Here is a 17864-nt window from a genome sequence, read left to right as displayed (position 1 = left end):
CGGTCACGCAGCAGAACTATGTTTTTACTACCAAAATTACTGATGAAAATGCAGACACTACCCCAGCGGGGGTTTATCAAGATACGGTAACGGTACAAGTCGAATTTTGATTCATTGGTTGTTTAGCGAAAGATTAAAAACTCGGTAGCGGGTTTTTAATCGCATCTAATTTAGGTAAAAAATTATTATTGAGTTAAATTATTTTTATCTGGCAGAGCAAATATGACTAATTTTGAAAAGGATATTGAAGGTTGTTATTTGGGGGTAATTCCCATAAATATTTTAAAAGGACGATTAAACTTTAGAGATATTAGCGATTATCTATTCGCAAAAGAACTACTAAAAATCGCAGAAAAATCAAAAAATAGCGATGCTGTACATGTTGCATTTCTTATATTTGATGAATATGAACTACAAGAAGATGATTTCAGCCTATTGGATATCTTTTTTTCAGATTGGCATGATGCTCATGAAGATATTGTTTTTACAGTTAGTAGAATTAGAAATTGTAAGCTAGTGGAGTTTTTTAAAAATGCTATTAATTTTGTTCCAAGTTATATGATGGAAGATGACTTAAGGGTACTTGCTCGGAAAGCATTTTTTGGCTTAGGTACAAATATAAAGTGTCCTAGGTCTTTGGAATATTTAGACCGGTATATTAACTCATCAGATACTATATTAAAAAAATTTGCTGAAGAGCAGCTTGTAATATTTTATAAAAATAATAGATTTTGATTGTCTAATTAAATGAAAAACAATAATTATTTAACCAATTTCTAGCCAATATCACATTGACACTCTAAATCCTGCCGATTATCCTTTGCCTGCTGACCTACATTGTCAGCCGGCTTTGACAGGCTGATTTAGACTGCATCAGAATTATTCCTTCTGAGGAATAGTTTTGTGTGTAAGCTCCTCGTCTCCTCCCGTTGCGGTAGGACGGGAGAGGGACACCCTCGGGTGTGCTGGCGTCTAACCAGTCTGTCAACCTTCTCTCGTTCTGCCACCATAATTATTTGACAGTAATTCGGTAGAACTTCTTTAGACATGAGGAGTCCTCTATGCATACTATTTCTTCTTATTTTTTGGCCTTTGCCAAGCTCTCTCTATCCATACCGCTTAACTGGTCTTTAAAACGGTTTAAACATTTATAGGTTTAGCCTTTAGATCGTTACGACTAAAAAATCATATCAACAATAAAGCTTGAGATAGGTTAGCGCATCCTTTTTGTGCAGCTTTCGCATGCCTGTTTTTAGTACTCATTTTAAGAGTGAAGGCCTTTCTATCTCTTTTATATACAACAAAAAATTATTTTTGAGCAGAATATTTATGCCAAATTTAGAAAATTCATTTAGAGCATTAAGAGTGCTCCACGCGGCAAGAGACCTATTTAACCAACATGGTTTTCATAATGTAGGTGTCGACCGAATTATTGCTGAAGCCAGAATTTCCAAATCCACTTTTTATAATGATTTTCACTCTAAAGAAAAGCTCATCGAGATGAGCCTAACTTTTCAAAAAGATGCATTAAAAGACGAGGTGTTTTCAATTATCCATTCATATCGTGAACTCATGTTGTTCGATAAGCTCAAGAAAATTTTCTATTTACATGCAGATTTAGAGGGCTTTTACCATTTGCCATTTAAAGCAATTTTTGAAATTGAAAAGCTTTATCCAACTGCCTATAAGGTTGTAATTGACTATCGAAATTGGCTAATTAATGAAATTTATAAACTACTTTTAACGTTAAAAGTTACGGCTTCAATTGAAGATGCGCACCTGTTTTTATTTGTGATTGATGGCGCTATGGTTCAGTTTTTAGGGGAAAATCAGGTAGATGACCGAGATAGATTACTAAATTATTTTTTAACTATGGTGTCTTAGGTCTAGCTCATTAAAAGTGAGGCTACTAGAGCCTCACTTTATATAGGTGCTTATTTTCCTTTCTTGGTTTTTAAATACTCTGCATAAGCTTCATCCGCAAAGCGTCTTAAAGAGTCACCAATAGCAGCATATTGATATTCATTTAGGTTAGCTAATGATGCACGGGCAGAAGGGTGCTGGACACCGAAGCCAGAGCCCGGTAATAAAACCACACCTGTTTCATCAGCTACTCTAAATAAAAGTTCGGTCGGATTTTTATTTTTCATTACCCAGTCCGCAAACTCATCTCCATAGAGAGTACGTGAGGTATTTTCAAGGTTGACTAGTGTGTAGTAGTCAACGGCATTTGGATCGGTTGGAACATCGACGCCAAGTTGTCGATAAAGTGCTGCATCACGTTCACGTACAACAGACTTGACCGCTTTTTTATAGCTTTGGCGTGAGTCCATCAGATTAAACAATGCAAATAAAACCATTTGAACTTGCTGTGGTGTAGACAGACCAGCAGTATGGTTTAAAGCAACATTACGGCTATCTGCAACTAAGCGATCAATAAATTTAATGCTTGCAGGGTCAGTCGTTAAAGATGAATAGCGCTCTTCAAGTTCTTTCTTCTCTTTTTTCGATAAATTCGCAATTTGTTTATCAAGCACATTGTTATTTGAAAGTGCAATGACACCAAGTCGCCAACCGGTAGCACCGAAGTATTTAGAGAATGAGTAAACCAAAATTGTGTTATCTGGACAGATTGCGAAAAGCGATTTGAAGTTATCGGCAAAAGTACCGTAAACGTCATCTGTTAAAATAATCAGATCAGGACGTTTTTTAACGATATCTTCCAAAATCGCAAGCCCTTCATCACTCATTTTTACAGATGGCGGATTACTTGGATTCACTAAAAAGAATGCTTTAATCGATGGATCTTCTAACTTTCTAAGTTCCGATTCTGGATATTGCCAACCGAGTTTAGGGTCGGCCTCAATTAATACTTCTTCAAGTTGATAATCATTGAGTTTTGGAATTTCCAGATATGGCGTAAAAATTGGGCTACCAATTGCAATACGGTCACCGTTTTTAATAATTTTATTTTCTTTTAATGAGTTAAAGATATAGGCCATTGCTGCTGTTCCGCCTTCAACCGCAAACAAGTCTAAATCTTTTTTCTGCATGCCTTGTACGCCCATTTCTCGTAAGACGTACTCTTTAATAATCGTTTCACTCACTCTGAGCATACGGTCTGGTACTGGATAGTTACACCCTAAAATGCCTTCAACCATTTCAAGTAGGAAAAGATCTGGGTCTAAGCCTAACTGATCTCGCACATAAGACACGGCTTTGCCTAAAAAGACGACACCGGGTTTGTCACGGTTTTCCAAAATAAAATTATCAAATCGTGACTGGAGTCCAACGGGGCGAGGGAAGCCACCTAGACCTTCTGGCATGTAAGAAAATGAAAACTCAGATTCAGTCGCCGAAAACAAACCCAATTGAAAGAATGCTCTACGAGGAACGGTTGCGAGAAAGTTTGGATTACCTCGCCCAGCATTTAACATCATTCTGTCAGTTCTGCTTTGAGCTAATTCTATTAAATTATCTTTTAGTTCAAATGGGCTAAGTTTTGCATATTTAGAATAATCGACTTTCCCCATGGGACGTCTCCTTAATTATAGTGAGATGAATAAAATTTCTAATTCAATGTATAAAATCAGGCCAAGCCTATGATGAGTGGTCCGAGTAAGGTCAAGAACACATTTGCCAAGGCATAGGTGATTGCAAAAGGAACAGTCGGAATTGAGTTTCCTGCTTTGTCTAAGATTGCCCCAAATGCAGGGTTTGCACTGCGTGAACCAGATAGTGCACCTGCCATAACTGCAACGTTGTTATAACGCAGAACATAACGTGCAAAGAGCATAGAAAGTAGGAGAGGAACCAGTGTTACGACAACTCCAATCATAAAGAGTGAAAGGCCACTTTCTTTAATGGTTTGAATGGCTTGTAAACCTGATTGTAATCCGACGGCAGCAACGAATCCTGCCAGACCTAAATCTTTAAGAAGCTGTGAAGCCGCTAGAGGCATATTGCCATGTACCTGATTTCTGCTTCGTATCCAGCCAAAGAGAAGACCTGATAGTAAAGCTCCGCCACCCGCACCAAGCGTTAATGGCACATCACCTAAACGAATCACGAAAAGACCAATCACTAAACCGACCACAAGGCCTGCACCATGAAAAATCCAGTCCGTTTTTAAGCTTTCAGGTAAGGCTTTACCAGCCTCTTTCACTAAACGTTCGAGATCGCTTTTTGTACCGTATACAGTGACCACATCACCTTGTCTTAAAAGAGTATCATCGCTTAACGGTTGTGATTCATCGTTATGTTTAATCGCAAGTACATAAATACCGTGCTTCAAATACGCAGGCGTATTCGCCTTAATGTCTCCTAAGGTACGGTTGATGTATTTGGAATTTCTTAGGATGACATCGCTGGTATCCATAATCATTTCCATACCTTGCGATGACTGTAATTCGGTCCCGATTTGCTCGGCAACTGAAACCACATTGGCACGGCGCCCAACCAGTAATACGACATCATCAGTTTGTAAGGTTAGTTCGGGTGCAACATCAATAAACTGATCTTTACGTTTTAACCGTTCAATCGTAATACTCGGCTGTTTTGCTTCAATTTCCGCAATCGTGTGTCCATCGGCTTGTTTGACTTTATAAATACGGCCAACAATTTCCGGCATTGCAAGTTCCTGACCCGGTGCTAGCTCGAAAGCACCTTTGAGTCGTTCACTTTGAGCTTTTAAAGCATCGTCGTGAATTTCTTTACCCATAAATTTAGGCAAGATATTCACACAAACAATGATCGCTCCCAATGAACCAAAAATGTAGGTCACTGCATAGCCAATCGCGACATTTGCCTGAAGCCTCTGAATTTCAGCCAGTGGTAGATCGAGCCTAGAAATTGCATCTCCAGCAGTACCAATAATGGCAGATTGAGTCATGCCGCCAGCAGCGAGACCCGCAGCCAAGCCTTTATCGAGGTGAAAAATTTTAGCCATCACTAAGACGGTGACTAAACCACAAACCGCCATGAATACTGCTAAAAGAATTTCTTTTATGGACTGTGGCCCCAGTGATTTAAAAAACTGAGGGCCACTTTCAAAGCCTACCGCGTAAATGAAGAGGGCAAATAAAATTGCTTTAACGCCGTTATCAACAGGTACGCCAATAAGGCTTAAAACAACTGCGACGAGTAAGGAGCCTGCGACTCCGCCAAACTGAAATTTTCCAAATTGAAACTGTCCAATCCAGAAGCCTATTGCGAGTGATAAGAACAATAATATTTCGGGGCTGTGCTTTAAGACACTTTGTAACCATTCAATCATTTTGATCTCACTTTTATTATTAAATCTATCTTTAATATATAAATTTATTTATTTTTCATTTTTTAAAATACTATATGGAAATTACTTAAGCAAACCTTCAAGACTGGTGCTTTTTTTAAATTTAATTATAAAAATAATGTGCTTAAATTGCTTGAGATCCCATGTATATCAGTAATTCTGAGTGATTAAATCAACTTTTGTTTTTTAATATAAAGTAAAATTTTATTACAATAATATAAAGAATGTCTTGTAATGAATAATGTTGATATTTTATTAATTTATTGATATTGAGCAATTTATTATTTTTTTGAATATAATTTTTATGATTGAGTCAAATTGAAAATTAATTTACTTAAAATAATTTTTTTGTTAAGCATGTCTCATAATTGTGGCGGTGTTCTAATTATTAACTATTTCTTTATAATGTTTTTTTATTTTAAATAAAATGTGAAAAGATATTTTTGTCTTTGTGAATATTTAAGTTAATTAAACATTCTCTTTGTTATTAATATTATTAAAATTTTACATATAATGTGATAACCCTAAAAAATAAATAGTTAGGGTTATTTTATTTTGAAATTACGCTGTTGGAGCTATTGTTTTCAAATAAAGATCAGCGCGCTGTGCATGACCAAAACACCAATCTTCTGCACTATTTTGCACAATTACAAACATGACATCTTGTTCTGGGACATCAAAATTCTGTTTAAGCTGGGCTGTAACATGCAGCATTAAATCTGATTTTTGTTGCGCCGTTCGGGGCTTGCCTGAGGTGATATAAAGCAAGATGAACTTTTCAGTACGTGCAGTTTTAACCCAATAATCAGGGTCCACAAAAACCTGTCCTTGCGGTATTTGTTCAAAAATATGAAAACAATCATTTTAGGTGTATCGAAATAGTTTTCCATACAAGTTTGCACAACTTTAGATATTTGCGCTTTTTCTAAATCGGTATATGGATAGCTGGTTGTAAAACGAATCATGGGCATGACCATATCTCCTCTGGCATATGTTCAAGTGCTGAAATGGCGGTGGGCAGTCCTGCATAAAAAGCAAGATGGGTAGTAACCTCAATAATTTGTTCCTTAGAGATCCCTTGGCTTAGGGCATTTTTGATATGCCATTCGAGCTGTGAATAGCGGCCCTGTAAAATAAGCGCCGAGATTGTAATGAAACAGCGTGTTTGAGTATCAAGGATTGGTCTTTGCCAGATATCTGCAAACAAATAATCTTTGCCGAGCTCATAAAGTTTGGGAGCGACAGTTTCTAGATTATTGATATCAATTTTTCTAAACATCTTAAAACTCTGCGTTGGGGGATGTTGTAGCGACTATGGCAGTTTGTTATATTTTAAAAAATCAAAACTTTTTGAACCTATAGTTCAGTTTTTATGAATGATTATGCCAAAGTACCCACGAACCTTGATTTAGATGCCTTACGGGCATTTGTAAAAGGTATAGAGCTAGGCAGTTTTTATTTGGCTGCTCAAAACTTATGTCGTTCTCCGGCTGCGATTAGTGCTCAATTAAAAAAATTAGAGCAGCAGACTGGCTGCCAATTATTAAGAAAAAACGGAAGATTGTTAGAGTTAACACCGAGCGGTGAATTATTATTTAGTCATGCAAAAAGTGTGTTGGCAATGAATGATAGGGTACTTTTACAACTTCATCAGACTCAAGCGACAGGGGTTATTCGCTTTGGGTTACAAGAAGATTTTGCTGAAGGCACGCTCCAACAATTAATTGCTCAGTTCATGTTGCAATATCCTAAAGTGCAGTTTCAAATTCAGGTCGATCGAAATCTTAATTTATTAGAAAAAGTACAAAAACAAGAGCTGGATTTGGCACTCATCTGGCAACAAGATGAAGCCCGTGAAAATTTTTATGAATTGCAGAATGTAGAAACAGAGTGGTTATTTTGTTCACATCCACACATCCACACATCCAGCAGATTATTGAAACTGGAACTTCGATTCCATTAGTTGTTTTACAGCAGCCTTGTATTCTAAGACAAATGGCAATTCAGGCGCTTGAAGAGAAGGGCTTGGAGTGGCACATTGCCTATGAGTGCAATTCTGTTCAAGCTTTGTGGCCTGCGGTACGTGCAGGCATTGGAATCAGTTTAAGATCATTATTTCAAATACCTTCAGATATCAAGATTTTAAAAAGTGCTGAATTGCCCCAACTTAGATCTTTATCGTTTGGGCTTTATTCCAGTTCAAAATTAGAATCTGGTTATATTGTTCAGCAATTTCAAAAATATATTGAACAGCATCTTCAATAATTTATCTGTCTAAAAAGTTGAATTTAATGAGATAGTCTTTGGTTTAATTTGTATTTTCATTTAACTTGGTAGCAAAGAGATTCTCTATAAATTATTTTGGGTAGCAGTAAAATAATCAAAATTTTCATTTTTCTTCTATCTTTCTTAACTTGAATGTTGATATACCAATGCTATAAGTTAAATTTTTGGAATGATATTTGCGTGTTAGGAGTCATTGTTTTTAGGTAAAACAAGCTCGTTGAAGAATGTAATCAAACTATAAATTTCAGAGTATCACTATGAAGCTTAAAGAATTAGCAGGTTGTGAGGAGTGCGATACAGTCTATCGTAGAGCTCCGCTTGCTTATGGAAAAAGAGCTTATTGTGTTTGCTGTGGCGCAGAACTCTATCGGCATACCAAACCTTTTTCAACGTTGTTAGCTTTGATTTTAACTGCCTTAATTGTATTTATTCTTGCCAATAGCTTTCCCATCGTAAAAATTGAATTACAAGGAAATACTTCCGAGACTACTTTACTGGGGGCAGTCTGGGTGATGTTTCACTTTGATCGGGCATTCGTTGGTGTACTTATTTTAATTACCACTTTTATTGTGCCGCTTTCCTATCTTTTATTGCTTAGCTATGTGCTTGGTACAGTGAGTATCTTGAAAAAGAGGCCAACGTTTTTGGTGATGGCCTTACGCACACTTTTCTTTATGAGAGTGTGGGGAATGGTTGAGGTGTTCTTAATCGGAATTTTGGTCACGCTTGTGAAGTTAATGGGAATGGTATTGGTGATTCCCGAGATTGCTTTATGGGCATTTGCGATCTTAAGTGTATTGTTGGTCTATATTACTTCCATAAAGGTAAGTGATATATGGAACGAAATTGATAGGTCACTGCCATGAAAACAATAAAAAACGCGACCTCAGAAAAAACTGTAAATACTGGTGTGAACTTAACTCAATATCCACGGGCTAAAGATCTCTCATTAATTGTGTGTCATTGCTGTGGTGTCGTAAATTCTTCTCAAAATCAAAAAAAACGACGAGATAAAAGCCATCAAGTTTTACGTTGTATTCGGTGTAATAGCGTGCTGCATTCACGTAAACCAGCGAGTTTAAATCGAACCTTTGCTTTAGTAGTTGCTGCGACAATCCTCTATATTCCAGCCAATGTACTTCCCATGACGGTGACTGACTCACTTTTGGGTAGTCAACAAGATACGATCATGAGTGGGGTAATTTACTTCTGGCAAAGTGGAGACTATCTGGTTTCAGTCGTTATTTTCATGGCCAGTATTTTTATTCCCATGTTGAAGCTGCTGATTTTGTATTTTTTATTATTTGCTGTATATCTACAGAAATCGGCAGGTTGGAAATTTTTACCCGAGCAATGCGTTAAATTATATCGAATTGTCGAGTTTATTGGACGCTGGTCAATGATTGATGTCTTTGTCGTAGCACTTTTAACAGCCCTCATTCAGATTCAATCGCTTGCTACGATTTTAGCAGGGCCGGGTTCGATTGCTTTTGGCGCAGTTGTGGTGTTAACCATGTTCGCATCACTTAGTTTTGACCCACGTATTATTTGGGATAATTTTTATGCATCTCAAAATACAAACAAACCGTCTTCTGTTACTTCTGAAAAACAACGATTATTCAGGCAGAACATCCGCCGTTGAATAATGATTCTATTAATCCCAGTCAATAAAAGAACAATGAGTATGTCTGAAAATGAAATAACCACTGGTAACTCAGATCATCGCAATGCAGATGTTGAACTGGATAGCATGAATGATTTACCAGAGCCCCAAGAAAAGAAGAGTCGGTGGAAGCCTTTATTAATTTGGCTTATTCCATTGATCGCGCTTTTAATCGCGCTCTCATTAGCTGTAAAAGCGCTATTGTCTCATGGCCCTACAATTGATGTGTCTTTTAGAACGGCTGAAGGGTTAGTCGCTGGTAAAACAACAGTTCGCTATAAACAGGTGGATATTGGTGTGGTACGGCAGATTGATCTTTCAGATGATCGTTCACACGTTATTGCCAGAATTGATTTGCGCAAAGGTGCGAGTAACTTTGCAGCAAAAGATTCACGATTTTGGGTCGTGCGACCACGTATTGGGACGAGTGGGGTTTCAGGAATAGACACCTTATTGTCAGGTTCATATATTGAAGTGGATGGCGGAAAATCAGAAGAGGATAAGTTTGAATTTACTGGTTTAGAAGTACCACCAGTCATATCTTCAGATGTTCCCGGAAAAGTATTTTTCTTAAATGCAGATGATCTTGGTTCGTTAGATATAGGTTCTCCGATTTATTATCGTCGAATTAATGTGGGGCAAATTACAGCCTATAAATTGTCTGATGACGGTAAAAATGTTGAACTACAAACGTTTATCCGTGCACCGTATGACAAGTTTGTAACCACCGATGCACGTTTTTGGCAGGCAAGTGGGATTGATGTGACCTTAAATGCTTCGGGCTTTAATTTAGATACTCAATCGCTGGCAAGTATTGTCGCAGGGGGGATTGCTTTTGGAATCCCTGAAAGCTCGCATGCTACGATGGCAGCGAATCAGAGTCGTTTTAATCTTTGGGACTCAAAAGGTGATGCATTAAAAGAACCTGATGGTCAACCACGCGGTGTGATTATGTACTTTGATCATTCATTGCGTGGGCTTACGGTCGGTGCACCAATTGATTTCATGGGTATTGAAATTGGTAATGTTAAATCAATAAATGCCGAGTTTTATGACCACTATAAACAGATTCGTATGCGTGTTGAGGCAGTCATCTATCCTTCACGAGTTGAAAATGGTCAAGCACTTAACCCGAACAGTGAAATTTTTAAAGATTTTATTGAACACGGATGGCGTGCTCAAATGCGAACAGGCAATCTTCTCACGGGTCAAAACTATATTGCTCTAGACAAGTTCCCTAAAGCCAAACCAGCCACATTACAGATTCTAGGTGATAACCGTGTGGTGATTCCAACTACACCAACCGAACTGAGTGGTTTACAAGCACAAGTTTCTCAGATTGCAGACAAGTTAACGAAATTCCCGTTAGTTGAAATTGGGCAAGATGTGCGTAAAACGCTTAACAATATGAACACAGCGATTGAGTCTACCGACAAGCTGGTTAAACAGTTAGACGGTAAAGTTGCACCTGGTTTACAAGCAACCTTAGACGATGTTCGTAAAACTGTAAGGTCATCTGAGTCTATTTTGTCGAGCGATGCGCCGTTGCAACAAGACGTACGTAAAGCATTGCAGCAAATGACACGTGCCGCTGCCTCTTTACAGTTAATGTCAGACTATATTGAACAACACCCTGAATCAATTATTCGTGGTAAGACACCAGAGACCGATGATGAAAAATAAAAACCATCTATCTTTTCAACATCCTAACGCAGCCAAATGGCTGCTTGGGAGTGGCTTGTTTTTAACGTCAGTTGCCATGACAGCATGTTCAAGTTCACCAACGCCAAACTACTATACGCTTACACCCAAAGTCACTCTGGTCACCAGCTCAACTGTGCAGGTGATTGAAGTGTTGCCAGTCGGGATTCCAGACCGATTAGACCGTGCGCCTTTGGTGCTACAAGACAGTAGTGGTAAGTCTACGGTGCTAAACAATGAGCGTTGGACATCAACCATGGGTACGCAATTACGCGATACCTTGTCGGCGGGTTTACAACAAAAGCTAGGGGCAATTGACAGTTATAGCAGTGGGCTTGCTGGAAACAATCAACCGTTATATCGAGTTTCTACAGACTTTTCTCATTTTGATATTGTAGATCACAGCAATATTAATATTGCTGTGTCTTGGGTTGTAAAGCGTCAAATACCGCCTACTCAATTAGAGTCAGCTAATGCAAAAGTAATCACTAATAGAGGAGCTCAGCTCAACTGTAGAATTGCTTTTAAACAGCCGATTGATCAAAAAGCTAAAAAAATGGAAGCAATTGTGAGTGCGTCAAGTGAGGCGATGACTCAAATTATTAATACGGTTTCTTCTTCAATCGTGGCGCTGGATTCAAACAAAAAATCGGTGATTAGCAATGGGGTTTGTTCGTAGTTAACGACTTATCTTTATTGTTTTTTGTTCTATGTTTAATTTAAAGCTCCTTATGGTTAAGGAGCTTTTTTGTATTTCTATTTTTTATCTAAAAAATTTAAAGTTCTTTTTTAAAAAAGATAACATTCATATTTAAATAGTTAGACGAATTCATTTTTATAAAACCTAATTTATTTAATAGGTTGTGGGCGGGAAAATTATTTTCTTCTGAGAAAGCGATAACGTGCTTAAACTTTCGATTTTTCATGTCTTCTAGTAACTTAAGTGAAGCTTCAACAACATAGCCTTTATTCCGTTCACTTTTAATAAGTCTAAAACCTAGTTCAGCTTCCGTTTGATCATTAACGTCACATGTTTCAAAACCACAATAACCAATAATTTTATGAGTTTGTTTTGAGATGATAGCCATTTTGCCAAAATTGTACTTTTTATAATGTTCTAAAATTTCTAAAAATCGACGAGTTGCAGCTTCAGTAGACAAGGAACCGTAAGGCGAAAAGGCCATAAAATCTTTGTTTTGAAACATCTCGATCATGATAGATAAGTCTTTATCAACGAATGGTTTTAAAATTAAGCGATCTGTCTCTAACATAGTGTTCTTATTAAATGGTTTGAAAAAATTATAGCTTATAAGATGAATAATAATTTAATAAAGAAAGCAATTTTATTCTAGCTGCGCTTTACTCATAAGAGATATAGATAAGTTGTGAATAAATAGAAGGGTTAAATAATGAAAACAATTGGTTTATTAGGCGGAATGAGTTGGGAGTCCACAGCGCTTTATTATCAACAAATTAATAAAATGGTTCACGGTAAATTAGGAAAATTACATTCTGCTAAAGTGATTATTAATAGTGTTGATTTTGAAGAAATCGCAGCCTTGCAAGCGAAAGGTTTGTGGCAAGAAGCGGGTGCATATTTAGCTGAGCAAGCACTAAATTTAGAAAAAGCAGGGGCAGATTGTATTTTGGTGTGTACGAACACCATGCATAAAATTGCACCGCAAATTGAAGATGCTATTACGGTCCCTTTTATACACATTGCCGATGCGACAGCAAAAGAAATTGTGAGTCAACACATTGGTAAAGTCGCATTGTTGGGAACAGCTTTTACAATGGAGCAAGATTTTTATAAAGCTCGATTACAAGATCATGGAATTGACGTGATTATTCCAACTGAAGCCGACCGAAAGATAGTACATCGTATTATTTATGAAGAACTTTGCTTAGGTGTAATAAACTCAGATTCAAAGCAAAAGTATATTGCTATTGTAGAGGCGCTCATAGCTGAAGGGGCAGAAGGAATTATCTTGGGTTGTACTGAAATTTGTATGTTGATTGGTGAGCTTAAATTCTCGGTTCCTTTATTTGATACGACTACCATTCATGCAAAAGAGGCGGTGAGTTTTACTTTAGAATAAAAAAATATGTAATAGAAGATAAATTTTATAAATGAAATTTTAGAATGGAGGATAACTTTTGAAATTTAGATCAAAAATTGATTGGTGGATTTTATTAATATTTATTGTTACTACTGCCATCATCGTTATGAAAATTTATGAAGCAAATCATAATTATTCTTTAGCTTCAAATTTTCCGCATCTCATTATTTATAGTTTAATTATTTTTGTCATTTGGCTTCCAGTTTTTAACACTTATTACGTAGTAGAAAACGACACATTAATTATTAAGAGCTTGGTATTCCGATGGAAAATTAATATTGATGATATTACCCAAATAGAGCCTACTCATAATCCACTTTCATCTCCAGCGCTCTCATTAGATCGACTCAAAATTTATTATATGAAGAATGGAGAAATTACTTCAGTGATGATTTCACCAAAAGATAAAGAACGTTTTTTTCAAGCCATAAACAAAAGACTCCATTAAAGTTGCTTGTTTAATTGCAAACATAAATTACGCTATTTCCATGACGACAAAAAATAAATGGAGATAAACCATGCTTACACGTTTTTTACTGCCAATTTTCGGCACTACGGTTTTAATTACATTAGCAGGATGTGCTTCATCCTCTCAATCTCCTATTACCGAGAGCTATGGCCCTGAACCAAAATTGCCTGAGCCTAAATCAAGTTTATTTCCGACAGTTAATATAGCACCAGCAGAAGGCTGGCCGAGTGGTGTTATGCCAACACCAGCAGAAGGTCTGAAGGTAAAAGCATTTGCAAAAGGGCTTGAACACCCGCGTTGGCTTTATGTGTTACCCAATGGTGATGTATTGGTTGCTGAAACAGATGCCCCTCCTAAACCAGAAGACGGTAAAGGGATTAAGGGTAAAATTATGACTTTCGTGATGAGACGTGCAGGATCATCTCATCCGAGTGCCAACCGTATTAGTTTGCTTCGAGACACTAATGGAGACGGAATTGCTGATCAAAAAACGGTATTCCTTCAAAACTTGAATTCCCCATTTGGTATGGCACTAGTAGGTAATAATTTATATATCGCCAATACGGATGCACTGGTGCGTTTTCCTTATCAAGACGGTGAAACTCAAATTACAGCCAGTGGAACCAAAGTGTTGGACTTACCGGGTGGTCCTTTAAATCACCACTGGACCAAAAATGTGATTGCTAACCCAGCTGGAACCAAGCTGTACATTACTGTTGGTTCTAACAGTAATGTTGCTGAAAATGGTATGGATAAAGAAAAAGGTCGCGCACAAATTATGGAGTTTGATATTGCAAGTGGTCAGTCACGTCCATTTGCAACGGGACTACGTAATCCGAATGGTATGGCTTGGCAACCTCAAAGCGGCAAACTTTGGACGGTTGTTAATGAGCGTGATGAAATTGGCAGTGATTTAGTACCTGACTATATGACTTCGGTTCAAGACGGTGCTTTTTATGGCTGGCCTTATAGTTACTATGGTCAACATGTAGATGTACGAGTAAAACCACAAAATCCTGAACTGGTCGCACGTGCAATTAAACCTGACTATGCACTAGGTAATCACACAGCCTCTTTAGGTCTTGCATTCTATGCAGCTGAACTCATGCCACAATTTAGAGGAGGGGCATTGATCGGTCAGCATGGTTCTTGGAACCGTAAACCTCATAGTGGTTATAAAGTCATTTTTGTACCATTTAGAAGTGGTCAACCCTCTGGTCCACCGCAAGATATCTTGACAGGATTCCTCAGTGATAAAGGAAAAGCTTATGGGCGCCCTGTAGGTGTGGCAATTGATTTCTCGGGTGCTGTGTTAGTTGCAGATGACGTAGGCAATACGATTTGGCGCGTTTCACCAGTTGCTGAGACGACTTATGAAGTTCCAATGAAACGTGCTATTGGAACCCCGCCAGGCACACCATAAAGTGTATTAACGATCATTTATTAGCATGGACGGTCTTTAAGCTTTATAGAGGCTCGTCCAACTGGCTATTATTTAATTTTTAAATAATTGAACGAAAAAAATACTAATTGGACTTTATAAGCCAACTTCTCAAGAATGAATATGTGAAAACAACAATGATGTTTAAGGATAAAACACATGAATACACATATTCGAATTGCCGTGGTTGGTGGCGGTATTGCTGGTCTAGCTTTAGCAAGTAATTTAAGTAAACACGCTCATTTAGATGTCCAAATGTTTGAATCCGCACCTCAGTTTTCTGAAATTGGGGCTGGTATTTCTTTTGGAGCAAATGCAGTCAAAGCGATTGAACTGCTAGGTTTAGCCAACGAATATCACGCAATTGCAGACAAGGTATCTGCACCATTTCAAGATGTTTGGTTTCAATGGCGCAATGGTTATACCGATGAATATTTATCTGCATCGGTAGCGGCAGGTGTAGGGCAGTCCTCTGTTCATCGTGCAGACTTTCTAGATGCCATTATTCCTCACATGCCATCACAAAATGTCCACTTTTCTAAACGACTTGAGTCTATTGAAGAACAAGAAGATCAAGTCATTTTACTTTTCAATGATGGCAGTCGGCACGAATGTGATTATTTGATTGGGGCTGATGGTATTCGCTCTGTTGCTCGCCAATATGTTTTAGCTACTCATCATTTACCACCTGTTCATCCACGCTTTTCAGGAACTTGGGCATATCGTGGCATCATTTCACATGCTTCATTTAAAGAAGCTTTGCAGCAAATGCAAGGTGATACAGACCTAGCTGATATTCCACAAATGTTATTGGGCAAAGATAAGCATATTTTGACGTTCCCAATTCGTAAGGGTGAGCAAATCAATATTGTTGCCTTTTGCTCAAATCGTGAAGATACGGTACTACCAGCCGATACACCGTGGACTAAACCTGTCGATAAAGCTCAAATGCTTGCAGACTTTTCTGATTGGAGTGAGAGCTGTCAAAAGTTACTGGGTTTAATTGAACAGCCAACCATTTGGGCCTTACATGAAATTGAGGAGCTTTCGACTTATCAAAGTACCTCGGGGCACGTGATTCTTATGGGTGATGCCGCACATGCCATGTTACCTCACCAAGGGGCTGGAGCAGGGCAAGGTCTCGAAGATGCTTTAGTTCTTGCTGCATTACTGGCAGGGAAAAACTTACAAGTAGACCAGCTAACCGATGTGTCTTCAATTTATGAAAAGCTCCGTTTAAAACGCGCTTGTCGTGTTCAACAAACCTCTCGTGAGTCTGGCGAAATTTATGAGTGTTATTCAACTCAGTACTCAACATTTGCCGAAATTGGCGAGCACCTTGAACATCGTTTTGACTGGTTATGGCAACACGATTTAGAGCAGGATGTTGCAGAGGCACAGCAACAATTAAAACAGCTAGGAATGGCGACTATTTAAATCATGTGATGCTTTATAAACAATTTGCTAAGGAAAGCAATTATGGAAAAACTAAATGCAAATCAATTGATTGATGAGGCAAAGTTAACGCCATTGCATTGGCGAGTAATTTTGCTGAGTGCACTTATTATTATTTTTGATGGATATGATCTGGTCATTTACGGTGTTGCATTGCCTAAGCTCATGCAGCACTGGCAGTTAGATAGTATGACTGCTGGGCTTTTAGGTAGTGTTGCACTATTTGGCATGATGTTTGGTGCAATGCTGTTTGGAAGTTTAGCGGACAAATTAGAATCTTATGGCTTTAGTCGTAAACGCCTTATTATGTTATGTATCATGATTTTCAGTGGTTTTACTGTGTTATGCGGTCTTGCCGATAGTCCAAAAGCGTTTGCAATTTACCGTTTCATTGCGGGTTTAGGTTTAGGCGGTGTAATGCCCAACGTCATTGCCCTAATGACAGAATATGCCCCAAAAAAGTTAAGATCTACCTTAGTTTCACTGATGTTTAGTGGTTATGCCATTGGTGGCATGGGTTCGGCACTTTTAGGCATGTGGTTGGTCCCTAATTTTGGTTGGCAAATCATGTTTATTTTGGCAGGTATTCCGTTGGTTCTATTACCAATTATTTGGAAATATTTACCCGAATCGATTGATTATCTAATTCGCCAGAAGAAATGGGATGAGGTACGACATTTACTTCAACAATTAGCCCCAGAACAAAATATAAGTGTCCAGACCAACATTGTTTTACATCAAGAAAACCAACAAGTTGCTGCTCGTCCTTTGGTTGCCTTGTTTACTGAAAATCGTGCCCTAGTGACCATCTTTTTTTGGCTCAGTGTCTTTATGGCTTTACTTATGGTGTATGCCCTAGGTAATTGGATACCAAAGTTAATGGTAGAAGCAGGCTACGATCTATCAACCAGTCTAGTCTTTTTACTAGCGCTAAACTTGGGCGGGATGTTGGGCGCAATCGGTGGAGGATACTTTGCTGATCGTTTTCATCTCGGCAAGGTCATTTGTTCACTCTTCTTAGCAGGTGCAATTTCACTTTACTTGCTGAGCTATGCTTTACCTATGGTCATCTTATATTTCTGTATAGCCATTGCAGGTGCAGCGTCTATCGGTGGGCAAATTTTATTGCTCGCTTATATGGCTCAGTTTTATCCTTCACCAATTCGCAGTACTGGCATTGGTATGGCTTTGGGTATAGGCCGTATTGGGGCGATTTTAGGTCCGATTTTATGTGGCTGGCTTTTAAGTTTGCACTTACCGATTGAATATAATTTTATCGCGCTAGCTATTCCTTGTGTGCTGGCAACTTTAAGTGTTATTGCCATAAGTATTTGCAGTCGAACCAAGCGTGTAATGCTAAATTCAAGCATATCTCCATAAGAATTAAGCATTTTTATCCCGATAAAACAAACTAAACTCTAAACAAAGAAGCTAAA

The 17864-nt window shown here is 38.0% G+C and carries 15 protein-coding genes and 2 pseudogenes; 12 read left to right on the top strand and 5 right to left on the bottom strand.

Going from position 1 to position 17864, the window contains the following annotated elements; all coding sequences use genetic code 11:
• The first annotated feature begins 222 nt into the window (after positions 1-222).
• Together RMB03_RS09360 and RMB03_RS09355 are read left to right on the top strand one after the other, a co-directional pair.
• On the top strand, positions 223-735 hold the full coding sequence (locus tag RMB03_RS09360) for a hypothetical protein (RefSeq protein WP_311075568.1): 513 nt from the start codon (positions 223-225) through the stop codon (positions 733-735).
• A 594-nt stretch (positions 736-1329) separates the two neighbouring features.
• The gene (locus RMB03_RS09355; protein ID WP_311075567.1) at positions 1330-1884 is read left to right on the top strand and encodes a helix-turn-helix domain-containing protein; all 555 of its coding nucleotides are present in this window, start codon (positions 1330-1332) and stop codon (positions 1882-1884) included.
• A 50-nt stretch (positions 1885-1934) separates the two neighbouring features.
• On the opposite strand, the gene RMB03_RS09350 is transcribed toward RMB03_RS09355, so the two are convergent.
• The 4 genes from RMB03_RS09350 to RMB03_RS09335 form a co-directional block, all read right to left on the bottom strand.
• Entirely contained in the window at positions 1935-3533 is a 1599-nt protein-coding gene (locus RMB03_RS09350; RefSeq protein ID WP_045430334.1) for a bifunctional aspartate transaminase/aspartate 4-decarboxylase, read from the bottom strand.
• Between the two features lie 56 nt (positions 3534-3589).
• A complete protein-coding gene (aspT, locus tag RMB03_RS09345) occupies positions 3590-5275 on the bottom strand; it encodes an aspartate-alanine antiporter (protein WP_311075564.1) in 1686 nt (561 codons plus the stop codon).
• A gap of 579 nt (positions 5276-5854) precedes the next feature.
• Entirely contained in the window at positions 5855-6109 is a 255-nt protein-coding gene (locus RMB03_RS09340) for a tautomerase family protein (RefSeq protein ID WP_311075562.1), read from the bottom strand.
• Between the two features lie 145 nt (positions 6110-6254).
• Positions 6255-6572: a carboxymuconolactone decarboxylase family protein gene (locus RMB03_RS09335; protein WP_004643395.1), complete on the bottom strand. Its 318-nt coding sequence runs from the start codon at positions 6570-6572 to the stop codon at positions 6255-6257.
• 93 nt (positions 6573-6665) lie between these two features.
• Here RMB03_RS09335 and RMB03_RS09330 point away from each other — a divergent pair.
• From RMB03_RS09330 to RMB03_RS09310, 5 genes and pseudogenes are all read left to right on the top strand, one after another.
• A pseudogene (locus tag RMB03_RS09330) lies at positions 6666-7558 on the top strand (LysR substrate-binding domain-containing protein).
• A 278-nt stretch (positions 7559-7836) separates the two neighbouring features.
• Positions 7837-8445, top strand: coding sequence for a paraquat-inducible protein A (locus RMB03_RS09325; RefSeq protein ID WP_045430345.1), 609 nt, complete (start codon positions 7837-7839; stop codon positions 8443-8445).
• Positions 8442-9250, top strand: a pseudogene (locus RMB03_RS09320) (paraquat-inducible protein A). The gene RMB03_RS09325 and the pseudogene RMB03_RS09320 overlap by 4 nt, the downstream one beginning before the upstream one ends.
• 7 nt (positions 9251-9257) lie before the next feature.
• A complete protein-coding gene (locus RMB03_RS09315) occupies positions 9258-10925 on the top strand; it encodes an MlaD family protein (protein WP_311075557.1) in 1668 nt (555 codons plus the stop codon).
• Positions 10915-11622, top strand: coding sequence for a PqiC family protein (locus RMB03_RS09310; protein ID WP_311075575.1), 708 nt, complete (start codon positions 10915-10917; stop codon positions 11620-11622). The genes RMB03_RS09315 and RMB03_RS09310 overlap by 11 nt, the downstream gene beginning before the upstream one ends.
• A 97-nt stretch (positions 11623-11719) precedes the next feature.
• Here RMB03_RS09310 and RMB03_RS09305 read toward each other — a convergent pair whose 3' ends face one another.
• Complete coding sequence (locus tag RMB03_RS09305; protein WP_311075555.1) at positions 11720-12214, bottom strand: GNAT family N-acetyltransferase; 495 nt, start codon at positions 12212-12214, stop codon at positions 11720-11722.
• 138 nt (positions 12215-12352) lie between these two features.
• Here RMB03_RS09305 and RMB03_RS09300 point away from each other — a divergent pair, with 138 nt between their 5' ends.
• The 5 genes from RMB03_RS09300 to RMB03_RS09280 all read left to right on the top strand — a co-directional run bounded on the left by RMB03_RS09300 (position 12353) and on the right by RMB03_RS09280 (position 17808).
• On the top strand, positions 12353-13042 hold the full coding sequence (locus RMB03_RS09300) for an aspartate/glutamate racemase family protein (protein ID WP_311075552.1): 690 nt from the start codon (positions 12353-12355) through the stop codon (positions 13040-13042).
• 58 nt (positions 13043-13100) lie between these two features.
• Positions 13101-13511 (top strand): PH domain-containing protein, encoded by a 411-nt coding sequence (locus tag RMB03_RS09295; RefSeq protein WP_311075550.1) that lies wholly within the window; start codon positions 13101-13103, stop codon positions 13509-13511.
• Positions 13512-13581: 70 nt separating this feature from the next.
• Entirely contained in the window at positions 13582-14955 is a 1374-nt protein-coding gene (locus RMB03_RS09290; RefSeq protein ID WP_311075549.1) for a sorbosone dehydrogenase family protein, read from the top strand.
• Between the two features lie 177 nt (positions 14956-15132).
• Positions 15133-16410 carry a salicylate 1-monooxygenase gene (gene salA / locus RMB03_RS09285; RefSeq protein ID WP_311075548.1) on the top strand — a complete coding sequence of 426 codons (1278 nt, stop codon included), beginning with the start codon at positions 15133-15135 and terminating at the stop codon, positions 16408-16410.
• A 42-nt stretch (positions 16411-16452) separates the two neighbouring features.
• Positions 16453-17808, top strand: coding sequence for an MFS transporter (locus tag RMB03_RS09280; RefSeq protein ID WP_311075546.1), 1356 nt, complete (start codon positions 16453-16455; stop codon positions 17806-17808).
• Positions 17809-17864: the final 56 nt, after the last annotated feature.

The sequence above is a fragment of the Acinetobacter sp. V91_7 genome, from assembly GCF_031799075.1.
In the GTDB taxonomy this organism is placed as follows: Bacteria; Pseudomonadota; Gammaproteobacteria; order Pseudomonadales; family Moraxellaceae; genus Acinetobacter; species Acinetobacter calcoaceticus.
Note: the sequence above shows the minus strand (reverse complement) of the source record. Positions and strands in the feature narration are given on the sequence as shown.